A 24,728-nucleotide genomic window follows, 5' to 3' on the forward strand; every position below is an offset into this window, starting at 1 on the left:
CTGTTGAAATTAATTAATATTGATCTCTCAAACTCCGGTGCGGATCTTGAATTCGTTTAAACATATGTTCCATATCAGAATTAGTAAAATGTACTAACACAGGCCGTCCATGAGGACAATTAAAAGGATTTTCACACATCTTAAGCTGTTTCAACAAGGCCTTAGCCTGTTTGTCATCCAAATGATGATTAGCTTTGATTGATCGTTTGCAACTCATCATGATTGCGGTTTTTTCCCGATAACTTGCAACATCTATCTTTCCATCTTTCAAAATATAATCCACTAATTCACGAATGATTTCCTCTTCTTGCCCTTCCTTAAACCAAGTCGGATGATGTCGTACGATGTAACTATTAGGTCCAAAATCCTCTAACTCGATTCCCAATTGGCTAAGTTTGGCTAAGTTTTCGTTTATGATAAGTGCATCACTCGTTGTATAGTCAAGCACAATTGGCACCAATAAATCTTGCTGATCTGGTTCGACCTCACCAATTTTTTTTCGATAGTATTCGTACTTGCAGCGTTCCTGAGCAGCGTGCTGATCAATAATGTATAATCCATCCTCTGCTTCAGCAAACAAGTATGTGCCATGCATCTGTCCAATATAAGTTAATGCAGGAAAACGGGGTTTTTTATTTTTCTGTTTTTCATCCTGCCCAGACGTTTGGGGGCGATCCTTTTCATCTTGAAACGAAGCAGATCTCATCGTTTCTCGAAGATACTTTTTATCCCACACATCCAATTTATCTGCCATATCACTTTTATCCTTGATAATGGTAAGACCTGGCTCTACTTCTTCTTTTGTATCCTTAACTTGATCTTGAATGTTTTCAGCAGTATCAGTTTGTTTGTCTCCTTCACGGCCTGTCTCTTCTTTCTGATCAGTATCTTGTTCAGAAGTAGACACATCAGTGGAAAGCTTTTCATGATAATAAGAACGTGAAGATTCATTCAGATCAATTTGTAGTTGATCCATGTTAACTTCTTGACGTGCTTTCTGATTCAGGTTTTTCAGAGCATCAGGTATTAAATTTTCTTGTGCAATACGATCATAAATACATTTGGTCAACAACTGCGCTAACTGGTCTTCTTTACTTATCCGTACCTGCTGCTTCGTGGGATGAACATTTACATCAACCAGCAGTGGATCAAGCGTAATATTAACAACTGCAACAGGATATCGTCCAACCATCAACTTTGAACCGTACCCTTTGATGATTGCATTACTCAATTGAAAGTTTTTGATGTATCTGCCATTCAAAAGCAAGCTGATGTAGTTTTTAGTTGCTCGCGTTAATTTAGGCAGTGATATATATCCTGTAATTTTAAAATCCAAATCTTTTCCATTAAAGGGAACCATTTGACGAGCATTTTTGACCCCATATATCGCACTGATTGTCTGCTGTAGATCACTATTCCCCACAGTTTGCAACAGAACGTGCCCGTTGTTACTGAGTGAAATTGAAATATCATTGTGACTTAATGCCAGACGATTAACAATATCAGAGATGGCGGCCAGTTCGGTTTGCAGGCTTTTTAAATATTTTAGTCTTGCAGGTGTATTATAGAACAGATTAGCAACTGTTATCTCTGTTCCTCGTGGGCGTGCACTTGTTTTCTTTTCAAGCTGTTCGCCGCCTTTGACATGCAAAAAGGTTCCTGAAATAGCAGAGGCTGTACTCGTTTCCAAATACACATCTGCAACCGAGGCAATACTTGGCAGTGCTTCTCCTCTAAAACCAAGTGTTTTTATTTTAAATAGATCTTCTCGACTTGTTATTTTGCTTGTTGAATGACGTTTAAAAGCTAATTCAACATCATCTGCTGCAATTCCCTCACCGTTATCAATAACTTGAATCTTTTTAAGACCAGCTTCCTCGATGACGATATCAATTTGTGTACTTGCCGCATCAATTGCATTTTCAACAAGTTCCTTAACCACGGAAGCTGGTCTTTCAACAACTTCTCCAGCTGCAATCTGATCGGCAAGAACCTCTGAAAGCTCTCTTATTTTCGGCATCAAAATTACCTCCAACTACTTTTTCTTTCTTAGATCCTTTTGCCATTTGTATAAGGTATTTATTGCTTCAAGGGGTGTTAGCGACATCAGATCAGTCTCTCTAATTTCAGCTAAGACTTTCTGATCACTTTTTTTATAAACGACTTTCTCTGGTTGAAATAAAGACAACTGTGCTTCGTTAACCTGCGGGCCTTTATCCTCATCTTCAATACTTATTTTTTGCTCATCAGCCACCGGTTCAGAGGTAGATTTCTTTTGACTTTCCAGTTTTTCTAAAATGAAGTTTGCTCTTTTCAATAAATTATCAGGCATTCCTGCCAACTTAGCGACATGAATCCCATAAGACTTATCTGCAGGCCCTGGCTGCATTTTATGCAAGAAAATTAAATCACCATTTTTTTCGACAGCGCCGACATGGATATTCTTCAACGCTGGTAGTCTTTCAGACAGAGTTGTTAACTCGTGATAATGAGTCGAAAACAGCGTCTTTGCAAATACATGATCATGAACATATTCAATAATTGCCTGTGCCAATGCCATCCCATCATAGGTTGCGGTTCCTCTTCCTATCTCGTCGAACAGAATCAAGCTATTAGAAGTTGCGTGGCTAAGAGCATGGTTAGCCTCCTTCATTTCGACCATAAAGGTTGATTGACCAGCAATTAGATCATCTGCAGCACCTATTCGTGTGAAAATTTGGTCAAAAACCGGTAGGAGTGCACTTTTAGCAGGTACAAAACAACCTATTTGAGCCATCACAACAGTGAGCGCTAACTGACGCATGTAAGTGCTTTTCCCTGACATATTAGGACCGGTTATCAAAAGAATATTAAGTTTTTCGGACATCACAATGTCATTAGGAATATAACTCTGTTTGCCCATCACTTGCTGAACAACAGGATGCCATCCGCCTGTAACATTTACGCTATGTTTCTTATCCGTTAGTTTGGGCTTTACAAAATGGTCCCGTTCACTGACAACGGCAAAGCACTGTAAAACATCAAGTATTGCAATTGCATGTGCTAATTTCTGGAGACGTTTAATCTGATCTTTGATACGTTCTCGAATATCAGCAAAGAGTTGATATTCCAGTTCGACCGCCTTACTCTCAGCACCTAAAATCATAGCCTCTTTTTCTTTAAGTTCAGGTGTGATAAAGCGTTCAGCATTGGTCAACGTTTGTTTTCGTTCATAACGTTCAGTTGACAATTTATTTAAATTGGCTTTGGATACTTCGATATAATATCCAAAGACACGGTTGAATCCAATTTTTAAATTATTGATTCCCGTTTCTTGACGTTCTTTGGCTTCCATCTCTGCTAACCAATGCTTACCATTTTTCATAGCATCTGTGTATTTGTCAAGTTCCGAACTGTAACCTTCTTTAATTAGACCTCCGTCTTTGACGGAAACGGGTGGTTCCTCAACAACTGCGCTTTCTATCAGATCCACCACATCTTCTACCGGATCAAGGTTCTTTAAAAGGTCGTCAAAAGTTCCATCATTCAGTTCGTTTAGGACATAACTGATTTTAGGAACTTGTTCCAATGATTGCTTTAACTGGATAAGATCGCGGCCATTGACATTCCCAAAAGCTACCCGTCCAGCTAAACGTTCCAAATCATAAACGCTCGTTAATTCATCTTGTAAAGTGCTGCGTTCAAAATAATGCTTTAATAAATTATCAACTTTATTCTGACGACTGGAAATCTCCTTCAAATTCAACAGCGGTCTCTCGAGCCACTGTTTCAGTAGGCGTCCTCCCATTGCCGTTTTAGTTTCATCCAAAAGCCACAGCAAGGTACCTTGTTTTTTTCCTGTACGACTATTTTGAAGTATCTCCAAATTTCGTTTAGAAAATGGATCCATCTTTAGAAAATTCGATGGTTCGTAATGAACGGCTTTTTGCAAATGACCCAAACTTCGTTTTTGTGTGACATTAAGATACGTTATTAGGTGCTGAATTACACTGATTTCAAGGGTGCTGGTCAAATTCTGAATCGCATAACTTGACTCCGCACTTTCTTTAACATCATTTTGTTTTGAAATCATAATTTTCAAACTTTCTAGTGCTTTTGAACTTTCTTTCGTTACAGAATCATCAAGAACAATTTCTTTTGTTCGCAGACTCATTAACTCATTCAGCACCAAACTTATGCTATCTAGAGTCGCAGTTTTCAGTTCACCCGTAGATAAATCAACATAGGCTAATCCATACTTATCCTTATTCTCATGTAAAGCCGTGAGATAATTATTTTCCTTAGCTTCACTAGCCGACGGATCAATCATCGTCCCTGGGGTAACTAACTGGATGACCTCACGCTTGACCATTCCCTTAGCTAACTTAGGATCTTCCATCTGCTCACAGATAGCCACCTTATAGCCTTGATCAACTAAAATGTCAATATAATTCTGTGCTGCGTGGTGAGGTACGCCGCACATCGGTATCTTATCGGCTGCATTTTTGTTACGCGTTGTTAGTGTTAATTCCAAAATTTGCGACCCTTTGATTGCATCATCATAAAACATCTCATAAAAATCACCCAAACGATAAAATAAAAAAGCATCCGGATATTGTTCTTTGACAGCTAAATACTGTTCCATCATTGGTGTGTTTTTTGTTTTTTGAGGCATTTAATTCTCTCCTTTATTGCATAAACGGATGATCAGCATTGATTTGAATCGTTTTTATTTTCTTTGCTTTTCCTGTCTCATCGTTAATATCGATTACGCAGGCAGACAAATTTCTGCGCCCATTTTCGTCCACTTCAAATCTTGTTGGCATTTGATTCAAAAAACGTGTGATAACATTTTCCCGTTTCATTCCTATGATACCATCATAGGGGCCTGTCATCCCGACATCGGACAAAAAAGCAGTTCCTTGAGGAAGGACGCGTGCATCATTTGTTTGAACATGCGTATGTGTACCCACAACAGCCGAAACCTGCCCATCAAAATACCACGAGAAGGCCGCTTTTTCGCTGGTTGTTTCAGCGTGAAAATCAACAAAAATCAAATTGGTTTGTTTTTTCAATTCAGAAATAATATCCTTAGCAACGGCAAATGGATCGTCTGAAGGGCTCATGAAAACCCGCCCTTGCAAATTAAGAACTGCCAATTTCTGTTGGTTAATCTTAATAGTTGTGTAACCAATTCCAGGAACTTGTCCTGCCGAAAAATTTGCTGGTCTAATCAGCTTTTTTGCTGATTGAATAAAATCTGTTATTTCTGCGTTGTCCCAAGTATGGTTTCCCATTGTAACAACATCCGCTCCACAGCTCAGAATTCGTTTGTACACTTTCTCGTTAATTCCACGGCCTCTTGTTGCATTTTCTCCATTCACAATAGTCGCTTGAGGATGATACAAATGCTTTAATTTAGGCAAATACTCTTCAAGAACTTCTTGTCCTGTACTTCCCATAACATCGCCAACAAACAAAATACGCATATTTTTCCCCTTTTCTGATCTCCATGGTTCATTTAATAGTTCAATTTTAGCATTTTAATAAGCTGTTGCGAAACCTGATTTACTTTTTGACTAGAAATAAAAAAGAAAACTGGGATATGTATCCCAGCTTTCTTGCAGGTAAATAAAATATCTAAAAATAATGACTATTTAGCATATTCAACCGCTCTGATTTCACGGATAACGGTTACCTTAATATGTCCAGGATACTCCATTTCGCTTTCAATCCTGTTTTTTATATCGCGTGCAAGAACCGTTGATTCTAAATCATTTACTTCATTCGGTTTCACAATAACACGAACTTCTCTCCCCGCTTGAATTGCATAACTCTTTTTAACTCCATCAAATTCATTGGTTATTTTTTCAAGTTTTTCAAGGCGATGAATATAGTTTTCCAGAGATTCGCTCCTAGCACCTGGACGTGCTGCAGAGATAGCATCAGCCGCCGCAACTAAGACTGCGATTGTGTATTTAGGTTCAACATCTCCGTGGTGGGATGCTATTGCATTGATAACAGTATCACTTTCTTTATACTTTTCCGCTAATTCGACCCCAATCTGCACATGAGATCCATCAACTTCATGGTCAATTGCTTTACCAATATCATGTAGTAATCCCGCACGTTTTGCTAATGTCACATCTTCACCTAATTCAGCAGCTAGAACACCAGTTATTTTTGCAACCTCAACCGAGTGATCTAACACATTTTGCCCATAACTTGTTCGATACTTCAAACGGCCAACAGTTTTAATCAGATCTGGGTGCATAGCGTGCAATCCTAGATCAAAGATCGTCTCTTCACCTGTGTCCCTTATCTTCGCATCTATTTCTTTGGTAGATTTTTCTACCATTTCTTCAATCCTGGCTGGATGTATCCTTCCATCCTGAATCAATTTTTCCAACGCCATTTTAGCTATCTCGCGGCGAACTGGATCAAATCCGCTTAGAACAACTGCTTCAGGTGTATCATCAATGATAAGATCAATTCCTGTCAAAGTCTCAAGAGCCCGGATATTACGTCCTTCACGCCCAATAATCCGTCCTTTCATCTCATCATTAGGTAATGAGACAACGGACACTGTCGTTTCTGAAACTGTATCTGCGGCACTTCTTTGAATCGCCTGTGCAATTAAACTCCTAGCAGTACGGTCAGCATTAGCTTGCGCTTCTACTTCCTTGTCCTTAATCATAACGGCCAATTCATGATTCAAAGCTTCCTTTGTTTCATCCATGATCAAGTTCTTAGCTTCTTCTTTTGTCAAAGAAGCGACCCGTTCAAGCTCCGTTTTTTGCTGTTTAATTAGAGAATTAACTTCAAGGTGTTTTTTCTCCAGCTCTTTTTGGTCGGTTTCCATCCGATTTTCTTTTTTCACAAGTCCTTGTTCACGTTTTTCAAGCGCTGAATCCTTGCGATCCAAATTTTCTTCACGCTGAAGTAAACGATTTTCTTGTTTTTGAATTTCGGAACGTCTTTCCTTCAATTCACTTTCAATTTCGCCTCGGTAACGATGACTTTCATCCTTGGCTTCCAAAATAGCTTCTTTTTTTAATGCTACTGCTTCTTTTTTAGCATTCCTCACGATCCCTTGTGCAGTTTGTGTAGCGGCATCGAGCGTTTTTTTGTAGCTGTTTTTTTGAAGAGCCTTACCCAAAGCTAAACCAATACCCAAAGTTATAACAGCGATGGCGAGGATAGTAATTGTTAGTTCCAAATTTTCACCTCCACATCGTCAAAAAATGATTAAACTTTTACAATAACCATTGCTTTTAAGATGTTATTTTGATCAACATACTCTTATATTTTACGGTGTTATACCTCATTATGTCAACATAAAACGGATGGTTTCAATAATTTGAAGACATATGAACCCTTTTTCAGAAATACTAAGGTTTCGAGAAATTGAGACCATACATTTCCTTTGTCTGACATTCCAAAACATTGGATAAATTCTATTTGGACATATTCTCAAGAAAGATAATAAAAGCCAAAAAAATCACCTAATGTCTTATCTCCTAATCACAGGTCAATATTTCGATAATTTTTAGGACAGTAATTATGATAAATCATCTATATAGTCAAACTTTAGCTATGTATAACCAAAAGTTTGATAAAAAGTGATTACCAACCAATGAATTGGAAAAATTAAATTACACGGAAAGAAGCTGTGCCAAAATGTAATTTTGGCACAGCTTCTTCATGAGTATGTCAATAGCTCAGTATCTTTTCAAATTTTTTTTACAAATTATTCTTTATTCTCTGAACTCTTTTTTTTATCTTCAAGTGGTAAATCTGTTGATTCTTTTTTTTCATCTGAATCTGCTATGCCATAAGCTTGTCGAACTTTTAGTGTAACCTCTTCCATCATCTCTGGATGATCACTCAAATATTGCTTGGCATTCTCTCTTCCCTGACCGATTCGATCTTCACCATATGAATACCAAGAACCACTTTTCTTAATAATTTCCTTCTCAACTGCCATATCAACCAATTCACCAGTCTTAGAAATCCCCTCACCATACATAATATCAACCTCAGCACGTTTAAAGGGCGGCGCAACTTTATTTTTTACAACTTTGATTCGAACACGATTACCTATAATGTCTGCGCCATCTTTGATCTGTTCGGCACGTCTTACTTCTAATCGGATAGTCGAATAAAATTTAAGAGCTCGTCCACCTGGTGTAATCTCTGGGTTACCGAACATCACGCCAACTTTTTCACGAATTTGATTAATAAAAATTGCAATTGTCTTTGTTTTATTGATCGATCCAGAAAGTTTACGCAACGCTTGCGACATTAAGCGGGCCTGCAAGCCAACATGCGCATCGCCCATCTCGCCTTCAATTTCCGCACGCGGAACAAGTGCTGCCACCGAATCAACAACGACTATATCGATTGCGCCCGAAGAAACCAAAGCATCCGTAATCTCTAATCCCTGCTCACCCGTATCTGGTTGTGAAAGAAGAAGATCATCGATATTCACGCCCAACTTAGTTGCATAAGCAGGATCAAGTGCATTTTCAGCATCGATATAAGCTGCCACTCCACCATTCCTCTGCACTTCAGCAACTGCATGCAAAGCAACAGTCGTTTTCCCAGAACTTTCAGGTCCATAAACTTCAACAATTCTGCCACGTGGATATCCACCTACACCCAAAGCTTCATCCAATGCAAGTGAGCCACTAGGGATCGTAGAAATCTGGGTATCAGCTTTTTCTCCCATCCGCATAATAGAACCTTTACCAAAATTTTTTTCAATTTTTTTTAACGCAGCATCTAATGCTGTTTTTCTCTCATCAGCCAACTTAATTCCTCCTCAGTCCGACCAAGCGTGTAAATAATCAGCTATAGTCTACCATTCAATAATACCGACTAAAAAAATAAATTGCAAGAAAAATCGAACAAAGGTTCGAAAAAAATTCATTTTGCTACTTCACGTCTGATCCAATCTAAACCAGTCAATACACTGCGTTCACGCACGAGTGATCTTTGTCGCGCAAAATGATATAACTTGGCCTTCACAGGGCGATCCTTAAAAGCCAGTCCAATCCAAACTGTTCCCGCTTCCTTCCCCTCCAGAGAATCCGGACCCGCTACCCCAGTAAAAGAAATCCCAATATCTGTCTTCATTTTTTTCTTTGAATTTTGTGCCATCCACTTTGCCGTTTCTTCACTGACAACACCATTCTTTTGAATGATATCTGTAGGAATATCCAATAGACCACTTTTAGCACTGTTCGCATAAGTGACAAAACCACCTGGAAAAATCCGTGAAACACCTGGTACATTTCCAAGAGCCGCTTGAAAAGCTCCTGCTGTCAGGCTTTCAGCGGCTGTAATACTCAAATTTGCTTCCAAAAGCTTCTTCACAACAACTTCTACAAGAGTATTATTATCACCATAACCGTACATATATTCACCAACACGGTCGCAAATATTTTTTTCTGTTTCATCCAAAATCTTTTTCGCTTCTTCTTCATTAATCGCGCTGGCAGTCAAACGAAGAGTGACTTCACTCGTTTTAGCGTATGGTGCAATGGTTGGATTGGTCTGATTGTCAATGAGATCCTCAATTTTAGTTGCTAAAATCGATTCACCAATTCCAAAAAAGCGTAGGACCCTTGAAAAAAGTAAATGATCGTTGTGATACTTTTTATATAATAACGGTTGCGCAATGTTGGCAAACATTGGTTTTAACTCACTAGGTGGGCCAGGAAGCAGCAGAAAGTCACACCCTTGTTCACTCTGGTAATACTCTCCCACTGCAAAACCAGTCTCATTCTTCAAGGGAACTGCTCCAGCTATATACTGAGCCTGCAAGCGATTATTAACCGTCATTTCCTTCTTACTCGCCGCATAATAGCCTATTATTTTATGCATCGCAGCAGCATCTTCAACTAGGTCTTTCCCAAGAAAACGTGCAACTGTTTGCTTAGTCAAATCATCTTTTGTAGGTCCTAAACCACCCATTAAAATAACCAAATCATTGCGTTTTGAAGCAATGTCGATTGCTTGTATAAGGCGCTGCTGATTGTCCCCCACAACTGTTTGGTAGTATACATCAATTCCCATATCCGCTAACCGATGAGCAACAAAAGTTGTATTAGTATTAACTATCTGCCCCAATAATATTTCTGTTCCAACTGCAATTATCTCTGTATGCACTTAATTTCCCTCCGTTATCTAAATTACGCAAAATACTAATTATCTTTACACAAAAATAAGGAAACTGAAAATAAAATCAGTTTCCTTTAAAATCACTTGTCGAATGAATCGGCAAAAATCTGCTTGCTATTCATAAAATAATCAACTCCAGAATAGACTGTGAAAAACAGACATATATACAGTAATATTTCACCAAACGGAATTCCGATAGCTGCAAAGAAAATATTATTCAGTAAAAGAAAAATGATTGACAGCATTTGTGTTGTCGTTTTTATCTTTCCAGGCATCGCAGCTGCAATTACCTTACCATCGTTTTCAACAACAATAAGACGCAGCCCCGTTACAGCCAATTCTCGGCAAATAATTATGGCAGCAACCCATGCTGGAACCTTGCTCATCGAAACTAGGATTATAAACGCGGTCATAACAAGCATTTTGTCTGCCAGAGGATCTGCAAATTTTCCAAAATTTGTTACTAATTTTTCTCTGCGCGCTATTTGCCCATCTACAAAATCAGTTAAAGATGCTCCAGCAAAAATGATTGCAGCTATTAACTGGGTCACTGGGAGCACCGCGCCTCCAAAATTCAGTTCTCCCCACTGGAATGGAACTGTCAGCACTACAATAAATATTGGAATCAGGAAAATTCGAAGCACTGTTAATTTATTCGGCAAGTTCATGGTCAAGCTCCCTCTCTTTTGTATTCTTTATTTAATGTTTATTGTCAATGTTCTAACTGTTAAAGAACTGTTATCTTTCAGAAAATTAAAATTGCGTCCATTAATCGAAATTTTTGTTGCTTTTGAATTTCCTAAATTGATAGTGATCGAGCTCGAACTCTCAGGAATTTTGACTTCATGATTTGCTCCAGAACTTAAAGTCCCTTGCCACTGCTGCGTTCCATCAGCGGAAACAGCAGTCCACGCACTCGAATCTTTAACGCTTACCTTGACGGTATTTGTCTTTGAGCTATTTTTCAGATTATATATAAATGACGACCCTGAATTTGAAGCCAAACTAAGTTGAGCTTTTTTCCCAGTTTTGCTGCTGCTCTTTTTCTTCTCACTTGATGATGAACTAGAGCTAGAGTTTTTTGTCGATACTTTTTTCTTTTCAGTTTGCTTCGTGCTCGCACCATCGGACGAAACAGATACTTTCGTACTGCTGCTTTGAATTTGCTGAGAATCAGCTGTTTTTTGATGCTTATTCCAAGCAACAAAATAGATAGATCCTAAAATGGCAACCACAATCAGCACAATAATAATTGTTGGCAGATAAGAAAGAAACCGATTGAAACTATTTGTCTTGGCCATGCTTTGACGTGTAGCTTCTATTCTGTTACGCGTGTCTTCACGCGTTTCTATCTTCTCCGAACTGCTCTCTTGCTTAGTTTCGCCTTCTCCAATACTAGCCAAGAGTTCTTCTGAATTTAGACCGACTGTTTCAGCATACTGTCGAATAAATGCCTTAACGTAAAAATCACCAGGCAGAGCTTCAAACCTTTCATCCTCAATCGCAATTAAATAGCGCTTCTGAATTTTTGTTATCTGTTGCAGATCATCTAGTGTGTATCCCTTTTCTATTCTTGCATTTTTTAGATTTTTTCCAATTTCAGTCATATCAATTAACTCTCCATTATTATCCGATTACACTTTTAAAATACGCAAATTCCTTATCTAGTATAGCATAGCTCGACAAAAATATTAATTAAGAATTGCTTATTTCAACCATCCACCAGTAACGTAAAGTGTCTCACCAGTGAGATAAGAAGCCCGTTCATTCATGATAGTCCGAACCCAATAACTGATTTCAGAAGTCGATGCAAAGCGTCCAAGTGGAATAGCTTCATTAACTTGTTCTTTTTCTTGCTTGGAAAAAAGTGAATTCATCTGTGTATCCACAGCTCCCGGTGCAACAACATTAATTGTAATTCCCAGAGAGCCGACTTCTTTACTGTAAGCGGCCGCAAAAGAGCTCAAAGCACCTTTAATTGTACTATAACCAACTTCCATCGCACTCCCAGCCCCACCGTAAACAGAACCTATAAAAACAATCCTGCCAAAATGATTTTGCGCTAATTTTTTTTCAACTCTTTGTAACAAATATAACGGTGCCGTGAGCTGCATTGAAAGCATCGTATCCAATTCTGCAAACTTCAAATCATGAAATAATCCATAGCAAGTTGTCCCTTGTGCGAAAATAACAGCATCCAGTCCAAAAAGCTGCTCAATCATTTCATCCAAATTTTTCTTACTAGTCAGATCGCACTGTAACTGAATGAAATCTTGCTTAGGATATGTCTGCTGCAATGATGCACACAATTTGTCATTTTTTTCTCTATTTCTGAAATAATGTAAATAAAGCGACCATCCTTGTGCAGCAAGATCATGCGCTACTTCACTGCCAATATCTCCCGATGATCCAACTATCAAAGCCCATTTCATACTGTTAATTACCCTCTTTTGGTAAAATTTGATACACACTAACCGCTTCCGAGCGGATAAAATCTTTGCAAGTGGTCAGTATCTCCTCCAGTGTCATATCTTGAATAATAGCTACTTTGTCAAAAATTGTTGCCCCATTAAACAAGTGTCCTGAGTATTGGTTAGCAATCGTTTCTAACGAATTCATGCTGTGAATTTGTCTTCCGATCAGTTCTTTTTTAGCTAAGTTAAACTGTGTATATTGGCCCTTTAATAATTGCTCTGCTTTTTCTAAAACTGCAATTATCTCGTGGCAAAATCTTTGCGGATCATTTGTATCACTGCTTACTGAAACATAATGAAATCCACGTTCAAGTTGAAACATGAAATCAAAACTATCATCAATGACACCTTCATTATAAAGACGTACATAGTTTGTAGAAGTGTCACTGAATAACAACCAAAGCAGCATATCAATCCGCAGCTTGTAAACAAGTCCTTCACGGCCATCAGGAACTTGGTCCAAACCTTTAACACCCACGGCAGCTTTAGGACGTTGCGTATCCAATTCAAGCATACGATAGGGGATTATATCTTGCCCTGATTCATCATTGTCTAAACTAGCACGTTTAATCTCATTAGCTGGGGAAAAGCTTTTCTTAGATTGATTCTCTTTTATCAGATCTAACGTTTCCTCAGGATCTACTGCACCCGTTACAAATAAGTTCATGTTTTGGGGATGATAAAAGGTCCAGTAACAATCATAGAGATTCTGAACCGTAATTTTTGCAATTGAGTCGATTGTTCCTGCAATGTCAACGCTGAGGGGATGATCAGGATAAAGATTTTTAAGCATTCCAAAGTAAAATCGCCAATCAATGTCGTCCTCATACATTTTTATTTCCTGCCCAATGATTCCTTTTTCTTTTTCAACTGACTTTGCATTAAAATATGGCCTCTGAACAAAATCTAACAAGATTTCTAGACTTTTTTGAGGAAAACTGGCAGTTGAAAAAAGATAACTAGTATTCGTAAAACTAGTAAACGCATTTGCATCTGCCCCATAATGCCCGAATAGATCAAATGCATCGTGATCTTCTTTCTCAAACAGTTTATGCTCCAAAAAATGTGCAACACCATCAGGAACAGTCTCCATTTTTTCCTTATGAAGCGGAACAAACTTGTTATCAAGCGATCCATAGTCAGTTGTCAAAATTCCATATGTTTTATGATACCCTGATTTTGGAAGAACATTAACTTCCAAACCATTATCTAATTTTTCCTTATACAATTTTTCATCAAACTGCGGATACTGTACTATCTCCATTAGTTAACTTCTCCATCTAAAAAATAAATCGACTGCAGCTCTGTTTTTTGAGCTACTTCAACAACATCTTCAAAGCAGACAGCTTCCAAAGCCGTCTGCCATCCTTGTACAGAAATCTCTTCTCTCGTTAAAACATTTACCAATTTTTGATCTAGGTTATTCGTCGGGCTATCTAAGCGGCTTAAAAACGAACTCTGCAAAGCTTTTTTTGTATCTTGAAATTCTCTTTGCGTAATCTGCCCATTTTTTATATCTTCGAGCTGCTTACTTATTATAGTCTGAACCGCATTTCTGTTTTTAGCCTGAATACCTGTTTGGACAGAAACAAAGCCCCGAAAACTATCATATGAACTATTCGCGTAATAGGCTAAGCTCGCTTTTTCCCGTACATTCATGAATAATTTTGAAAGCGGAAGTCCCCCAAAAATACCATTAAAAACCAAAGCCGCATAATAGTCAGCAGTACGATAGTAAACAGGCAAGGAATATGCTAAGTCTAACTTACCCTGTACAACAGTCTGGTGTTCGACTTCTTCATTAATCTCAAAATTCTGACGCTGATTATAAAAAAGCGAGCCGTTAAACTCTTGCCGTTCTGTAAACGGCAGAGCGCGAGCCAATTCTTCACACTTTTTCTCATCCACATTGCCAGAAACCACTATCTCAATTTGATCATTTCGAATACATTCAGTGTAGTAAGAATACAAGGCTTTAGGTGTTATTTTTTTTAGTTGCTCATAAGTTCCGAATGAAGGTGTCCTTTGAGCCTCATCGGCAAAATAAATTTTTTGTAAAGAAAGCGCAGCATATAATTGCTTATCATCTCGAACTGTTTGCATGTAGAAGCCAAGGTTCTTTTTTTGACGTTCAAAAGTAGCTTGATCAAATTCCTCATTAGAGACTAATGGTTCAAAAATGCATTGTTTTAAAAATGCAAAAGCTTCATCGAGCAATCCCTCCTCAGCATCCAGATAACGTTCATTAACACAGTCAAATACACAGTTCAAAATATGTACATTTCCCCGACGTTCAACAGTAATTCCAAAACCTGCTCCATACATCTTTGAAAGTTTTTCTGCAACTGCTTTTTGCGTTGGAAAGTGTTCACTAGCAGCTTCTAGGACATTTGCCAACAACATTCTTTTAGTCAGTGATTTACTATCAAGAGGCTCAATTAGTGCAATCGCGATTCTTGTCGTTTTGAATTTTTTAGTTGGTGTGACCGTTAAGCCCATACCAGATCTTATTTCGGTACGCACTTTTGTTTCCCCCTCAAATTTGCTTATGTACAATATCATAATTGATTAAAATAAAAATTACAAATACAGCTTTTGTTTTAAACTCCCTCCGACAATGATACCCATCAGGTAGATCTTATTGCTAAAAACTATATTTTTAGCTGTTCAAATCAAAATTTCCTGCGGTTCCCACATACAGAGAACAAAAACCGGAATGAGGTGTACTCCCTTAAAACATCAGGAGCACACCTCAATTTTTTCATAGACCATTTTTTTATTGGGAAGGATCATCGTTGTTAAGATAAACTTTTCTCGGCTTGCTGCCTTCAGAAGGACCAACCATTCCTTTAGCCTCCATCTCATCAACCAGTCTTGCTGCACGATTATACCCAATTCGAAAACGGCGCTGCAGCATTGAAATACTGCATGCTTGTTCTTTAACGATCAACTGGACAGCCTCACTGAAAAGCTCATCATCTGAATCTTCACCTTCGTCTTGTGCTGTCTCCTCATCGGAGACAATCAAAGATTCATCATACTCAGCTGTTTGCTGTTGCTTAACGAAATCTACAACACTTGCAACATCATTATCAGAAATAAATGCTCCTTGAACACGAATCGGTTTATTAAGTCCCATGGGCAAAAACAGCATATCTCCCCGTCCTAACAGTTTTTCAGCACCATTAGTATCAATAATTGTTCTTGAATCCGTACCACTCGAAACGGCAAAAGAAATCCGTGAAGGAACATTAGCCTTGATCAGCCCCGTAATGACATCGACCGAAGGACGTTGTGTTGCAAGAATCATATGGATTCCAGCAGCACGTGCCATTTGAGCTAGTCGGATAATTGCATCTTCAACTTCATTTGCAGCAACCATCATTAGATCTGATAATTCATCAACCACAATAACGATATACGGTAATACTGGTTCTTCCGACCCCGTCTCATTATTTTGCCGTTGGATCATATCATTGTAACCAGCAATATTTCTTTGACCAGTGTTAGCAAATAATTCATATCTTCTTTCCATCTCGGCAACTAATTTGTGCAAAGCCTTAGATGCCTTTTTAGGATTGGTCACAACAGGTGTCAAAAGGTGCGGCACTCCATTATAGACACCTAATTCAACCTTTTTAGGATCAACTAACATCAACTTTACTAAATGAGGCGGACAGTTCATCAATAAACTTGTAATGATCCCATTGATAGCAACGGATTTCCCACTTCCAGTCGAACCTGCAATTAATAAATGTGGCATTTTTGAAAGATCAGCCGTTACTAATTTTCCTGAAATATCCCTGCCTAAAGGAACTTCCAATGGTTTGCTTTTTTGCTTCTTCTGCGCCTCGATGATATCTCTAAAAGAAACAGTTGAAACTTTTTGGTTTGGAACTTCAATTCCAATCAATGATTTACCTGGAATAGGCGCTTCAATCCTAATATCCTTCGCAGCCAAAGCAAGTGCTAAATCATCCGCAAGATTTACAATTTTACTGACTTTTACTCCAATCGCTGGATGAAGTTCATATTTTGTGACTGCCGGTCCCAAAATAGCACTTTTGATGTCTACATCAACTCCAAAACTATTAAAAGTTTTTTTCAGGACTTGAGTATTTTTTTCGATTTTCTGATATTCATCACTCTGATCAGTCGGTTCGACCCTTTGAAGAAGCGTTGTTGGCGGTAATTCATAGTCATCATTCACTGGATTATCAGTGAATGTTACTCCCGCTTTTTTACCTTGTTCCTTTGGAGCGGTCTCCTGACTGTCACGCATATTTTCAGCTTGTTCCATGCCTGTGTTCCACGTATTAGTTTTTATGGCTTCGGTATCTCTCGCAATCTCGACAGGCTTTTCAGTTAAGCTTTCTTTCTGTGCTTTTTGAGGTTTAATAATGTCAGGTTTTTCAATTATTTTTTTATTTCTACTTTTACCGACACGTCTCTTTCGCAACCCAACCATTTTCTTATACAATTTGAAAAACATTCTGTGAATATAATTGAATAAAAGCGCAAAAACACTTCTTACAAAAGCCATCACTTGATAAAGTACTTTCCCACAAAATTCTAGAACACGGCTAAGAGGAAAACCACTGAAAACACAAATACCTATTACTAGAAGCAACCCAACGATTATATATGTTCCAACTTGTGCAAACAAAAAATAAGATGGCGTATATAACAATGCTCCTAACAACCCGCCACCAATACGGCTTCCAATGCTACCAGCAGCGATATCAGCACGAAGATACTGCCATGTAATACTTATAAAATTAGAATGAAGATCCAATTGCTGAAAAAAAAGGCTGTGCAAAAAAAGCAGCACACTGGCTAAAACAATACTTGCGCCACCCCAATAATGCTTTTCGAAATGAGGCTCTTCATCTGTTAAAAGCAGGTAAACACCAAAAACAATAAGAGCAATTTCACCTACAACATAAGCATCACCAATAAACAAACGAAAGATGTTTATACATAAAATACCAACATATCCAAGTTTCAACAATCCTAACAAACCAACCAGAATAAAAAGACCACCGCTCGTACGCTTAGATATAAATTCAGATTTCTTGCTAGTTGTTCGCCTTTTTCTCTTGCGTTGCGCCAAAACACGATACCCCTCTCACAGTTAACTACTTCGGTCTGATTATAACATAACTATATTATGAGGCATTATCTTTACACGAACACGAAAAGGAGTCTATTCGCTCTATCAAATAATTTACTGTTTTATCAACATATTTTAAGAACAAAATTTATTTCAGTTTATCATTCTCATAGATATGACTTTTCTCTAATTCCGGAAAGTCTTGTTGCCTTAATGCTTCATAAATCACAATTGCAGCAGTATTAGATAAGTTCAACGCTCTAATATGTGTATCATTTTGTGGTATTCGAATACATTTTTCAGAATTTTGCCGCATAAATGGTTCTGGCAGCCCTGTCGTTTCTTTACCAAAAATAAAATAATTGTTTCGATCTTCATGACTATAATCAACTTGCGTATATGCATGCTCAGCAAACTTGGAAACAAGATACAAATCATCATTTCTACCCAACGTTTTCATAAAAGCTTGCAAATTTTTATGATAGGTTATTTTTACCTTGTCCCAGTAGTCTAGACCAGCTCTTTTTAAATACTTATCATCAGTTGAAAAACCTAATGGTTCAATCAGATGTAACTCTGTATTGGTTCCTGCACAGGTTCTAGCAATGTTTCCAGTATTAGCCGGCATCAATGGTTCAAACAAAACAATATGATTTGCCATGACTTATTTTTCCCTCTTTACTACTTATTATTTTTTTAAACAAAAAAAGCGCAGCCATTCGGTGTGGGCACGGCGAACAGCTACGTTAATGAAGTACAATCATTCAACAACTAACGACTGTTCCGTTAATTGTTAACAACCGATTTCTCTACGTTATAATACCATCACTGCTTTGGATTTACAAGTTATTTTCAAAAAACATTTGTTTTTCAATTGTTTTCAACGATTAAGAGTAACACATCGATCGTTATTTTATTCAAACCTTTCGCTAATGCCGCATCAATTTTTTCAGCAGCAGCGCCCCAATGAAGCGGTGTCATGTACACTAAGCTTTCAAAAAATGTTTTCGAAAGTGGAAATTCGTAAGTAATTTTCTTAATCTTCGCGTGCGGATAATGCCGTTTAAATAAAGTCAGGACTTTATCGTTACTGTATGAATACTGAGGATCATTTTCCTCATATAACATGTGCCTTAGTTCAATTAAATAATTCGCATTCGGAATGACTTTAAATAATAAGCCTTTACTCTTCAAAATACGATCAAATTCTCCATAAGCTGACGGAGAAAACATGTCAAGAATCACATCGAATGACTTGGATGCAAATGGCAACTGGGCCAGGTCAGCGATGCAAAAAAATGCACTCCCTTCATCTCTGGTTGCCAAATTAATCGCCTTTTTTGAAATATCAAAGCCGACATAAGCATCTTCCCTATTCGTACGCTGTTCTTCGACATACTTCAATGTCGAGCCTTCACCACACCCAACGTCAACTATCCGCAAGTAATTTTTTTCAGGGATTAAGCTTAATATTTCATCAATAATGGGTTGGAACAGTCCAGCTTTGAGGACAAAACGTCGTGCTTCCCACATTTTAATATCATCATAATCACTTTTCACACCATGTCTTAAAAAATAAAGCGTCCCTTTTTTTGAAAAATCAAACTGATGCCCTTTAGAACAGCTAAAACTTCCGTTCATAACTTCTTCAAAGCCTTCGCCACAAACAGGGCATTTAAAAATATCTACATGCCTACTGGCAAAAGCCATTCCACGTTCAATTTTTTTCACACTTTTCCTCCACCTGAAACGTTTATTCGATTCTAAGATACTTGCCACTAACCAATTTTACTAAATCCACTTGCTTCAAGCGTACTGACCTGCCAACTTTTCCTGCTGAAACTGAAATTTGCTCAAACGGTTTTATTCTCTCATCAAAATAAATTGGAAAACCCTTGCGTATCTTGATTCCAATTGGCGTATTTGCACCATGGATATATCCCGTAATCTTGATCAGCTTTTTATTATCAGCTAAATGAATCTGCTTTCTGCCAAGTTCATTGGCAATCTTTTTCAAATTTATTTCATACTCTAACGGCAAGCAAACAACTAGATAATCATGCTCATCATCGTTGCCTTTTAAAACAATTGTTTTTAAAATACTTGTGGGTGAGATACCACTCGATTCTGCCTCTGCTAATGCGTTTTTGCCATTTGCAAGCCAATCGAACTGCACTTCCTGATAATCAATATGATGTTGATCAAGTATCCTTTCATCATTGGTCTTTTTTATTTTGGCCTTTTTAACCATTATGTCTCACTCCTTGTTAATCTTCTCTTATATTATAACCTGCACCCAATAATTAGTCATTTCTTTATAAAAGCGAACAATTTAGTAAACTATCAGCGCTTAATTTGACTTTTTAAATTGTTTAGGGTAGATTTAACAGTGTTTGCGAAATAAAAGTCGTCAATCAACGAATAATATTTGTTAATTTAGAATGTGAGGTCTTTATATTGCCTGTTTTTGATTACGAAGATATCCAATTAGTTCCCAATAAATGTATTGTTAAAAGTCGTTCTGAAATCGACACCAAAATTAAATTTGGTCCAATGACCTTCAAGATTCCCGTTGTTCCTGCCAATATGCAAACTATTGTTGATGAACCACTGGCTAAATGGCTTGCACGTAATGGCTACTTTTACATTATGCATCGCTTTAACGAAAACAAGAGACTCGGTTTTATCCAAAAAATGCACAAAGAAGGACTTTTCGCCTCTATTTCAGTAGGTGTCAAACCCCAAGAATACGATTTTATTGATTCTCTATCATTGAAAAGAACAGTCCCTGAATATATTACCATCGATATCGCTCACGGACATGCAGATACCGTCATCGATATGATCAAACATATCAAGAAAAAATTACCTGGGACTTTTGTAATTGCTGGAAATGTCGGCACCCCTGAAGGCGTTCGTGAATTAGAAAACGCCGGTGCAGATGCGACTAAAGTCGGAATCGGCCCTGGTAAAGCTTGCATCACAAAATTAAAAACTGGTTTTGGAACTGGAGGATGGCAGCTCGCTGCTGTTCGTCTCTGCAGTAAAGCTGCAAGTAAACCGATCATTGCAGACGGGGGTATCCGTTACAACGGTGATATCGCTAAATCTGTCCGCTTCGGTGCCTCCATGTGTATGATTGGCTCACTCTTTGCCGGTCACGAAGAGAGCCCTGGAGACATTATTGAAAAAAACGGTCAAAAATACAAAACTTATTTTGGTTCAGCTTCACAGTATCAAAAAGGGCAGTATAAGAATGTTGAAGGTAAAAAGATGTTAGTACCTTATCGTGGCAGTATCGCAGATACTTTAAGAGAGATGCATGAAGATCTTCAATCATCTATTTCATACGCAGGCGGACGAAACCTGTCAGCTTTACGTAAGGTTGATTATGTTATCGTGAAAAACTCGATTTTCAATGGTGATAATATTTAGATATTCTGGGCACACGGTTACCTGTGCTCCTAAAAATAATTATAATTTTCAAAACGGCTAAAGCTGAAATAAAAAATTAAAAAGGCCTGGATCAAAATTGAAGTGCCCCATAATTGTTAGTTTCTATGTCTAACAATTATGGGGCACTTCAAATGTGATTTTTGACCCAAGCCTTTTTACTATTTTAAAGATTGAATATGTTTGTTTTCAGTAATATTTAATTACGCTACCAACCTGAATTTTAGGAAAAGTATACGGTTTAAGATAAATTCCGTTATGCTGGGGGTTCTCAGGTGTTTTCTCAAAACAAAGCGTCGCATGTCCAATCATTTCCATATTGCTTTTTACAAGCTGACCAACGTACGCCACTTCATATTCCTGATCATCAATACTTATTTTGTCTCCTGCTGAAAAATCATAATCAGCATCTTCTGTTTTGGAAAATCGTTGAACGATTGAAACTCGTCTCAATTGAGTAGACGCTGTCTCATCAAAAAGGATCAGCAAAGGATCATTTTCTGAAATAGCTTCTGGACCGATTTCAATAACTTCTGCTTTTAACATACTCGTCTAACTCCTTCAAATATTTTTAGAATACACACATTGTATCATATGTCTTCAGACATTACTTAGTGTAAAGTGTTCTGTAATGAAGGTTTGTCAAACAAAATAGGGTTCTCTTTCTGCTGAATATTTTAAAATAATCAAAAAATCCATTAATTACTATCTGACAGAGATAAGTACCTGAACCCGAGAACTAAAATTAAACCCTAAGTACGATATTCTTGACCCTACCCTCTCCCAGGTGTGAAAATATATCTTTAAATGTAACCGCAGCAAGCTACCATGTATTATGTGTTATACTATCTTTGAATTGAGCAATAGGAGGTTTTTTCATGAAAGAAACAGTTTTATTTGGCACATATACTAAAAAAAGTTCACAGGGTATTTATCGCGCAGTTCTTGACACAGAACAAAACGAGATAACCTGCCCTGAAACATTTATTCAGATCCAAAATCCGACTTATATGAGCAGTTCAGTAAATGATTTTTTGTATACGATTTCAAAAAAGGAAGACCAGGGTGGGATAACTAGTTACTCCTTAGCTTCTGGTGCTCCAATTTTTTGTGATGAAAAATTAGCCGCCGGTGCACCACCATGTTATGTTAGCCTTGACGAGGAAAGACAACTCGTCTTCACAGCCAATTTCCATCAGGGTACAATCACAGTCTTTAAAACAGACAATCAAGGAACACTGAATGAGACTGACAAAATAACCCATCAAGGTAACGGTCCCCGACCTGAACAAGAAGCTTCACACATTCATTATACTGATCTAACTCCCGATAAAAGGCTTGCCGTCTGCGACCTTGGGGCTGACAAACTTTATACGTATGATGTAACTCCCGAGGGTAAACTGAAACTCGTAGCCGAATTCTCCACGGCGTCTGGGTTTGCACCTCGACATCTTGTTTTCCATCCAAATGGCAACTATGCCTTTCTTGCTGGTGAATTGAGCAGTCAACTCGCTCTACTTTCTTATAACCAAACAACAGGAAAATTTGCACATCTTCAAACTTTATCTACTATTCCTTCTACTTGGGACAAGCACAATGGTGCAGCTGCGATTCGAGTATCTGCAGACGGAAAGTTCGTCTACGTCTCAAATCGTGGTCACGATTCAATTGCAGTTTTTAAATTTGATTCAGAAAAACCCCAGTTGGCATTCATCGAATATACATCCACAGAAGGAGAGTTTCCGCGTGATTTTATGCTTGATCCAAGCGAAAAATTTATCATTGTAGCAAATCAAAATACCGATAATGCCACCTTATTCAGTCGAAATACTGAAAATGGCACTCTGACATGTCTTCAGAAGAACATTCCTGTCCCGGAGGGGGTTTGTGTACACTTCAAGTAACTAGTATCTACGTTCGTTCCTTCCGCCAGTTAACATTTTAAAAATTTCTGATTTAGTAATCGCAAATCATAACGACATCTCCTACAAATTCGCTGACTTTAGTTATTTGTAGTAAAGAGGCAGGACATCGAAAATCAAAATTGATTTTCAATGTCCTGCCTTTTTAAATAAGACAAGGTGCAAGTTCAGCTCAATTGTACATTAAAAATATTCAAAAAAAATTTTGCCTTTTATCCCTTGCATATTCAATTACCTATTATGAAAGCTAAAAATAGTTTTGCTATATTAAAATAAATCAGTACTGAGGTCAAATCGCTAAGAGTAGAAATAAACGGTCCTGAAGCAACTGCTGGATCGACTCCAATTTTGTCCATTAAAATTGGAATGAGGCTCCCAGCCAAATTCGCCACAATAATAGCGCACATCATCGCCAAGCCTATTACAAAACCTAAAACAAAGTTATTTTTCCAAAGTCCTACAATAACCATAATTGTTGTCCCAGTAATTATTCCGATTACGAATCCCGTAAAAATTTCGGAAATAATTGTTCGGAACAACGTTTTGTCATCATCATCTTTATAAGCCAGGCTTCTGACTGCCACAGCCAAACTTTGTGTTCCGGCATTTCCAGCCGTTCCCGTTATAGAAGAGATAAAAACAGCTAAAATACTGGCTTCACTGACAAGATGTTCATAATGCGACACAAGACTTGCTGTCGACATCCCTAAAAAAAGCAATGTTATCAGCCAAGGCAATCTTTTAGCGGCAGCTTTAATTGGATTATCTGGACTCTCTTCAATATCAACACCAGCTAATCCTGAATAGTCTTCCGCTGACTCTTCATCAATAACGTCGATAATATCGTCAACTGTAATAATCCCAATCATTTTATCATCATAGTCAGTGACAGGAATTGCTAGGAAGTTATAGTCACGAATTGTCTTAGCTACATCTTCTTGATCCTCGTCAACTTTGACAGACATGATTTGATCGTTCATGATTTCCTGAATAAGCATATCGTCGCCACTAACCAATAGATCCCTCAGAGTGACTACACCAATCAGCCTATCGTCATCATCAACAACATAGGTATAATAAATCGTCTCAGCTTTTTCCGCCTCTCGTTTCAGAACATGCATCGCAGAACGTGCAGTTTGATTTCCGACAATTTTAACATACTCTGTCGCCATGATAGCTCCAGCTGTTTTATCCTCATAATGCAGCAGTTCTTTTATTTCATCTGCTTTTTCGCGCGACATCAGCCGTAAATATTTCGGTAGATCTTTCTTATCTGCAAAAGCCAAAACATCAACGGCATTATCGGTATACATTTGGGTAATTACCTTGGCAGCATACTCGGGTTCCATTTCCTTAAAATAATCGACAATGCTCTCGGGATCTTCCTCAATTGCATCGAAAGTGTCACCAAGTTCATCTGGAGTTAAATAGCGATATATACGTGCTCGCTGTTTTAAATCTAAACCAGTAAAGATTTGTGCTTGTTCGTAAACGTGCAAATTTAAAAAAAGTTCTCTAAATTTCGTTGCTTTTTGTTCATTTAAAAGAAAAATTATTTCTTGTTTTTTTTCATAATTTGTATTTCTTTTTTCGGCCATGATC

General features: G+C 37.8%; 19 protein-coding genes. 2 read left to right on the forward strand and 17 right to left on the reverse strand.

Annotated features, from left to right (window positions below; translation table 11 throughout):
• Positions 1–13 precede the first annotated feature (13 nt).
• From mutL to FC19_RS07015, 15 genes are all read right to left on the reverse strand, one after another.
• Entirely contained in the window at positions 14–2,020 is a 2,007-nt protein-coding gene (mutL, locus tag FC19_RS06945) for a DNA mismatch repair endonuclease MutL (protein ID WP_057876266.1), read from the reverse strand.
• 15 nt (positions 2,021–2,035) lie between these two features.
• Entirely contained in the window at positions 2,036–4,654 is a 2,619-nt protein-coding gene (gene mutS / locus FC19_RS06950; protein WP_057876267.1) for a DNA mismatch repair protein MutS, read from the reverse strand.
• A 13-nt stretch (positions 4,655–4,667) separates the two neighbouring features.
• The gene (locus FC19_RS06955) at positions 4,668–5,468 is read right to left on the reverse strand and encodes a TIGR00282 family metallophosphoesterase (RefSeq protein ID WP_057876268.1); all 801 of its coding nucleotides are present in this window, start codon (positions 5,466–5,468) and stop codon (positions 4,668–4,670) included.
• Positions 5,469–5,632: 164 nt separating this feature from the next.
• Positions 5,633–7,198: a ribonuclease Y gene (rny, locus tag FC19_RS06960; protein WP_057876269.1), complete on the reverse strand. Its 1,566-nt coding sequence runs from the start codon at positions 7,196–7,198 to the stop codon at positions 5,633–5,635.
• Positions 7,199–7,729: 531 nt separating this feature from the next.
• On the reverse strand, positions 7,730–8,791 hold the full coding sequence (recA, locus tag FC19_RS06965) for a recombinase RecA (RefSeq protein ID WP_057876270.1): 1,062 nt from the start codon (positions 8,789–8,791) through the stop codon (positions 7,730–7,732).
• Positions 8,792–8,907: 116 nt separating this feature from the next.
• Entirely contained in the window at positions 8,908–10,152 is a 1,245-nt protein-coding gene (locus tag FC19_RS06970; protein ID WP_057876271.1) for a competence/damage-inducible protein A, read from the reverse strand.
• A gap of 92 nt (positions 10,153–10,244) precedes the next feature.
• Complete coding sequence (gene pgsA / locus FC19_RS06975; protein ID WP_057876272.1) at positions 10,245–10,832, reverse strand: CDP-diacylglycerol--glycerol-3-phosphate 3-phosphatidyltransferase; 588 nt, start codon at positions 10,830–10,832, stop codon at positions 10,245–10,247.
• Between the two features lie 27 nt (positions 10,833–10,859).
• On the reverse strand, positions 10,860–11,771 hold the full coding sequence (locus tag FC19_RS06980; protein ID WP_057876273.1) for a helix-turn-helix domain-containing protein: 912 nt from the start codon (positions 11,769–11,771) through the stop codon (positions 10,860–10,862).
• Positions 11,772–11,870: 99 nt separating this feature from the next.
• Entirely contained in the window at positions 11,871–12,596 is a 726-nt protein-coding gene (ymfI, locus tag FC19_RS06985) for an elongation factor P 5-aminopentanone reductase (RefSeq protein WP_057876274.1), read from the reverse strand.
• 4 nt (positions 12,597–12,600) lie between these two features.
• Complete coding sequence (gene yfmH, locus FC19_RS06990) at positions 12,601–13,902, reverse strand: EF-P 5-aminopentanol modification-associated protein YfmH (protein WP_057876275.1); 1,302 nt, start codon at positions 13,900–13,902, stop codon at positions 12,601–12,603.
• Positions 13,902–15,161: an EF-P 5-aminopentanol modification-associated protein YfmF gene (gene yfmF / locus FC19_RS06995; RefSeq protein ID WP_057876276.1), complete on the reverse strand. Its 1,260-nt coding sequence runs from the start codon at positions 15,159–15,161 to the stop codon at positions 13,902–13,904. Before yfmF ends, yfmH begins: the two co-directional genes overlap by 1 nt.
• Before the next feature lie 253 nt (positions 15,162–15,414).
• Positions 15,415–17,751 (reverse strand): DNA translocase FtsK, encoded by a 2,337-nt coding sequence (locus tag FC19_RS07000; protein WP_057876277.1) that lies wholly within the window; start codon positions 17,749–17,751, stop codon positions 15,415–15,417.
• A 148-nt stretch (positions 17,752–17,899) separates the two neighbouring features.
• Positions 17,900–18,412 (reverse strand): tRNA (uridine(34)/cytosine(34)/5-carboxymethylaminomethyluridine(34)-2'-O)-methyltransferase TrmL, encoded by a 513-nt coding sequence (gene trmL, locus FC19_RS07005; RefSeq protein ID WP_057876278.1) that lies wholly within the window; start codon positions 18,410–18,412, stop codon positions 17,900–17,902.
• A gap of 209 nt (positions 18,413–18,621) precedes the next feature.
• Positions 18,622–19,482, reverse strand: coding sequence for a methyltransferase domain-containing protein (locus FC19_RS07010; protein ID WP_057876279.1), 861 nt, complete (start codon positions 19,480–19,482; stop codon positions 18,622–18,624).
• A gap of 22 nt (positions 19,483–19,504) precedes the next feature.
• Positions 19,505–20,002 carry an aminoacyl-tRNA deacylase gene (locus FC19_RS07015; protein WP_057876280.1) on the reverse strand — a complete coding sequence of 166 codons (498 nt, stop codon included), beginning with the start codon at positions 20,000–20,002 and terminating at the stop codon, positions 19,505–19,507.
• 206 nt (positions 20,003–20,208) lie between these two features.
• On the opposite strand from FC19_RS07015, the gene FC19_RS07020 reads away from it, so the two are divergent.
• On the forward strand, positions 20,209–21,186 hold the full coding sequence (locus FC19_RS07020) for a GMP reductase (protein ID WP_057876281.1): 978 nt from the start codon (positions 20,209–20,211) through the stop codon (positions 21,184–21,186).
• Between the two features lie 207 nt (positions 21,187–21,393).
• Here the strand turns inward: FC19_RS07020 and FC19_RS07025 are convergent, their stop codons facing one another.
• Positions 21,394–21,750 (reverse strand): PTS glucitol/sorbitol transporter subunit IIA, encoded by a 357-nt coding sequence (locus FC19_RS07025; protein WP_057876282.1) that lies wholly within the window; start codon positions 21,748–21,750, stop codon positions 21,394–21,396.
• Between the two features lie 332 nt (positions 21,751–22,082).
• Here FC19_RS07025 and FC19_RS07030 point away from each other — a divergent pair, with 332 nt between their 5' ends.
• On the forward strand, positions 22,083–23,108 hold the full coding sequence (locus tag FC19_RS07030; protein ID WP_057876283.1) for a lactonase family protein: 1,026 nt from the start codon (positions 22,083–22,085) through the stop codon (positions 23,106–23,108).
• 245 nt (positions 23,109–23,353) lie between these two features.
• Here the strand turns inward: FC19_RS07030 and mgtE are convergent, their stop codons facing one another.
• Complete coding sequence (mgtE, locus tag FC19_RS07035; protein WP_057876284.1) at positions 23,354–24,724, reverse strand: magnesium transporter; 1,371 nt, start codon at positions 24,722–24,724, stop codon at positions 23,354–23,356.
• Between the last annotated feature and the right edge of the window lie 4 nt (positions 24,725–24,728).

The organism is Liquorilactobacillus aquaticus DSM 21051, from assembly GCF_001436755.1.
GTDB classification, from domain to species: domain Bacteria; phylum Bacillota; class Bacilli; order Lactobacillales; family Lactobacillaceae; genus Liquorilactobacillus; species Liquorilactobacillus aquaticus.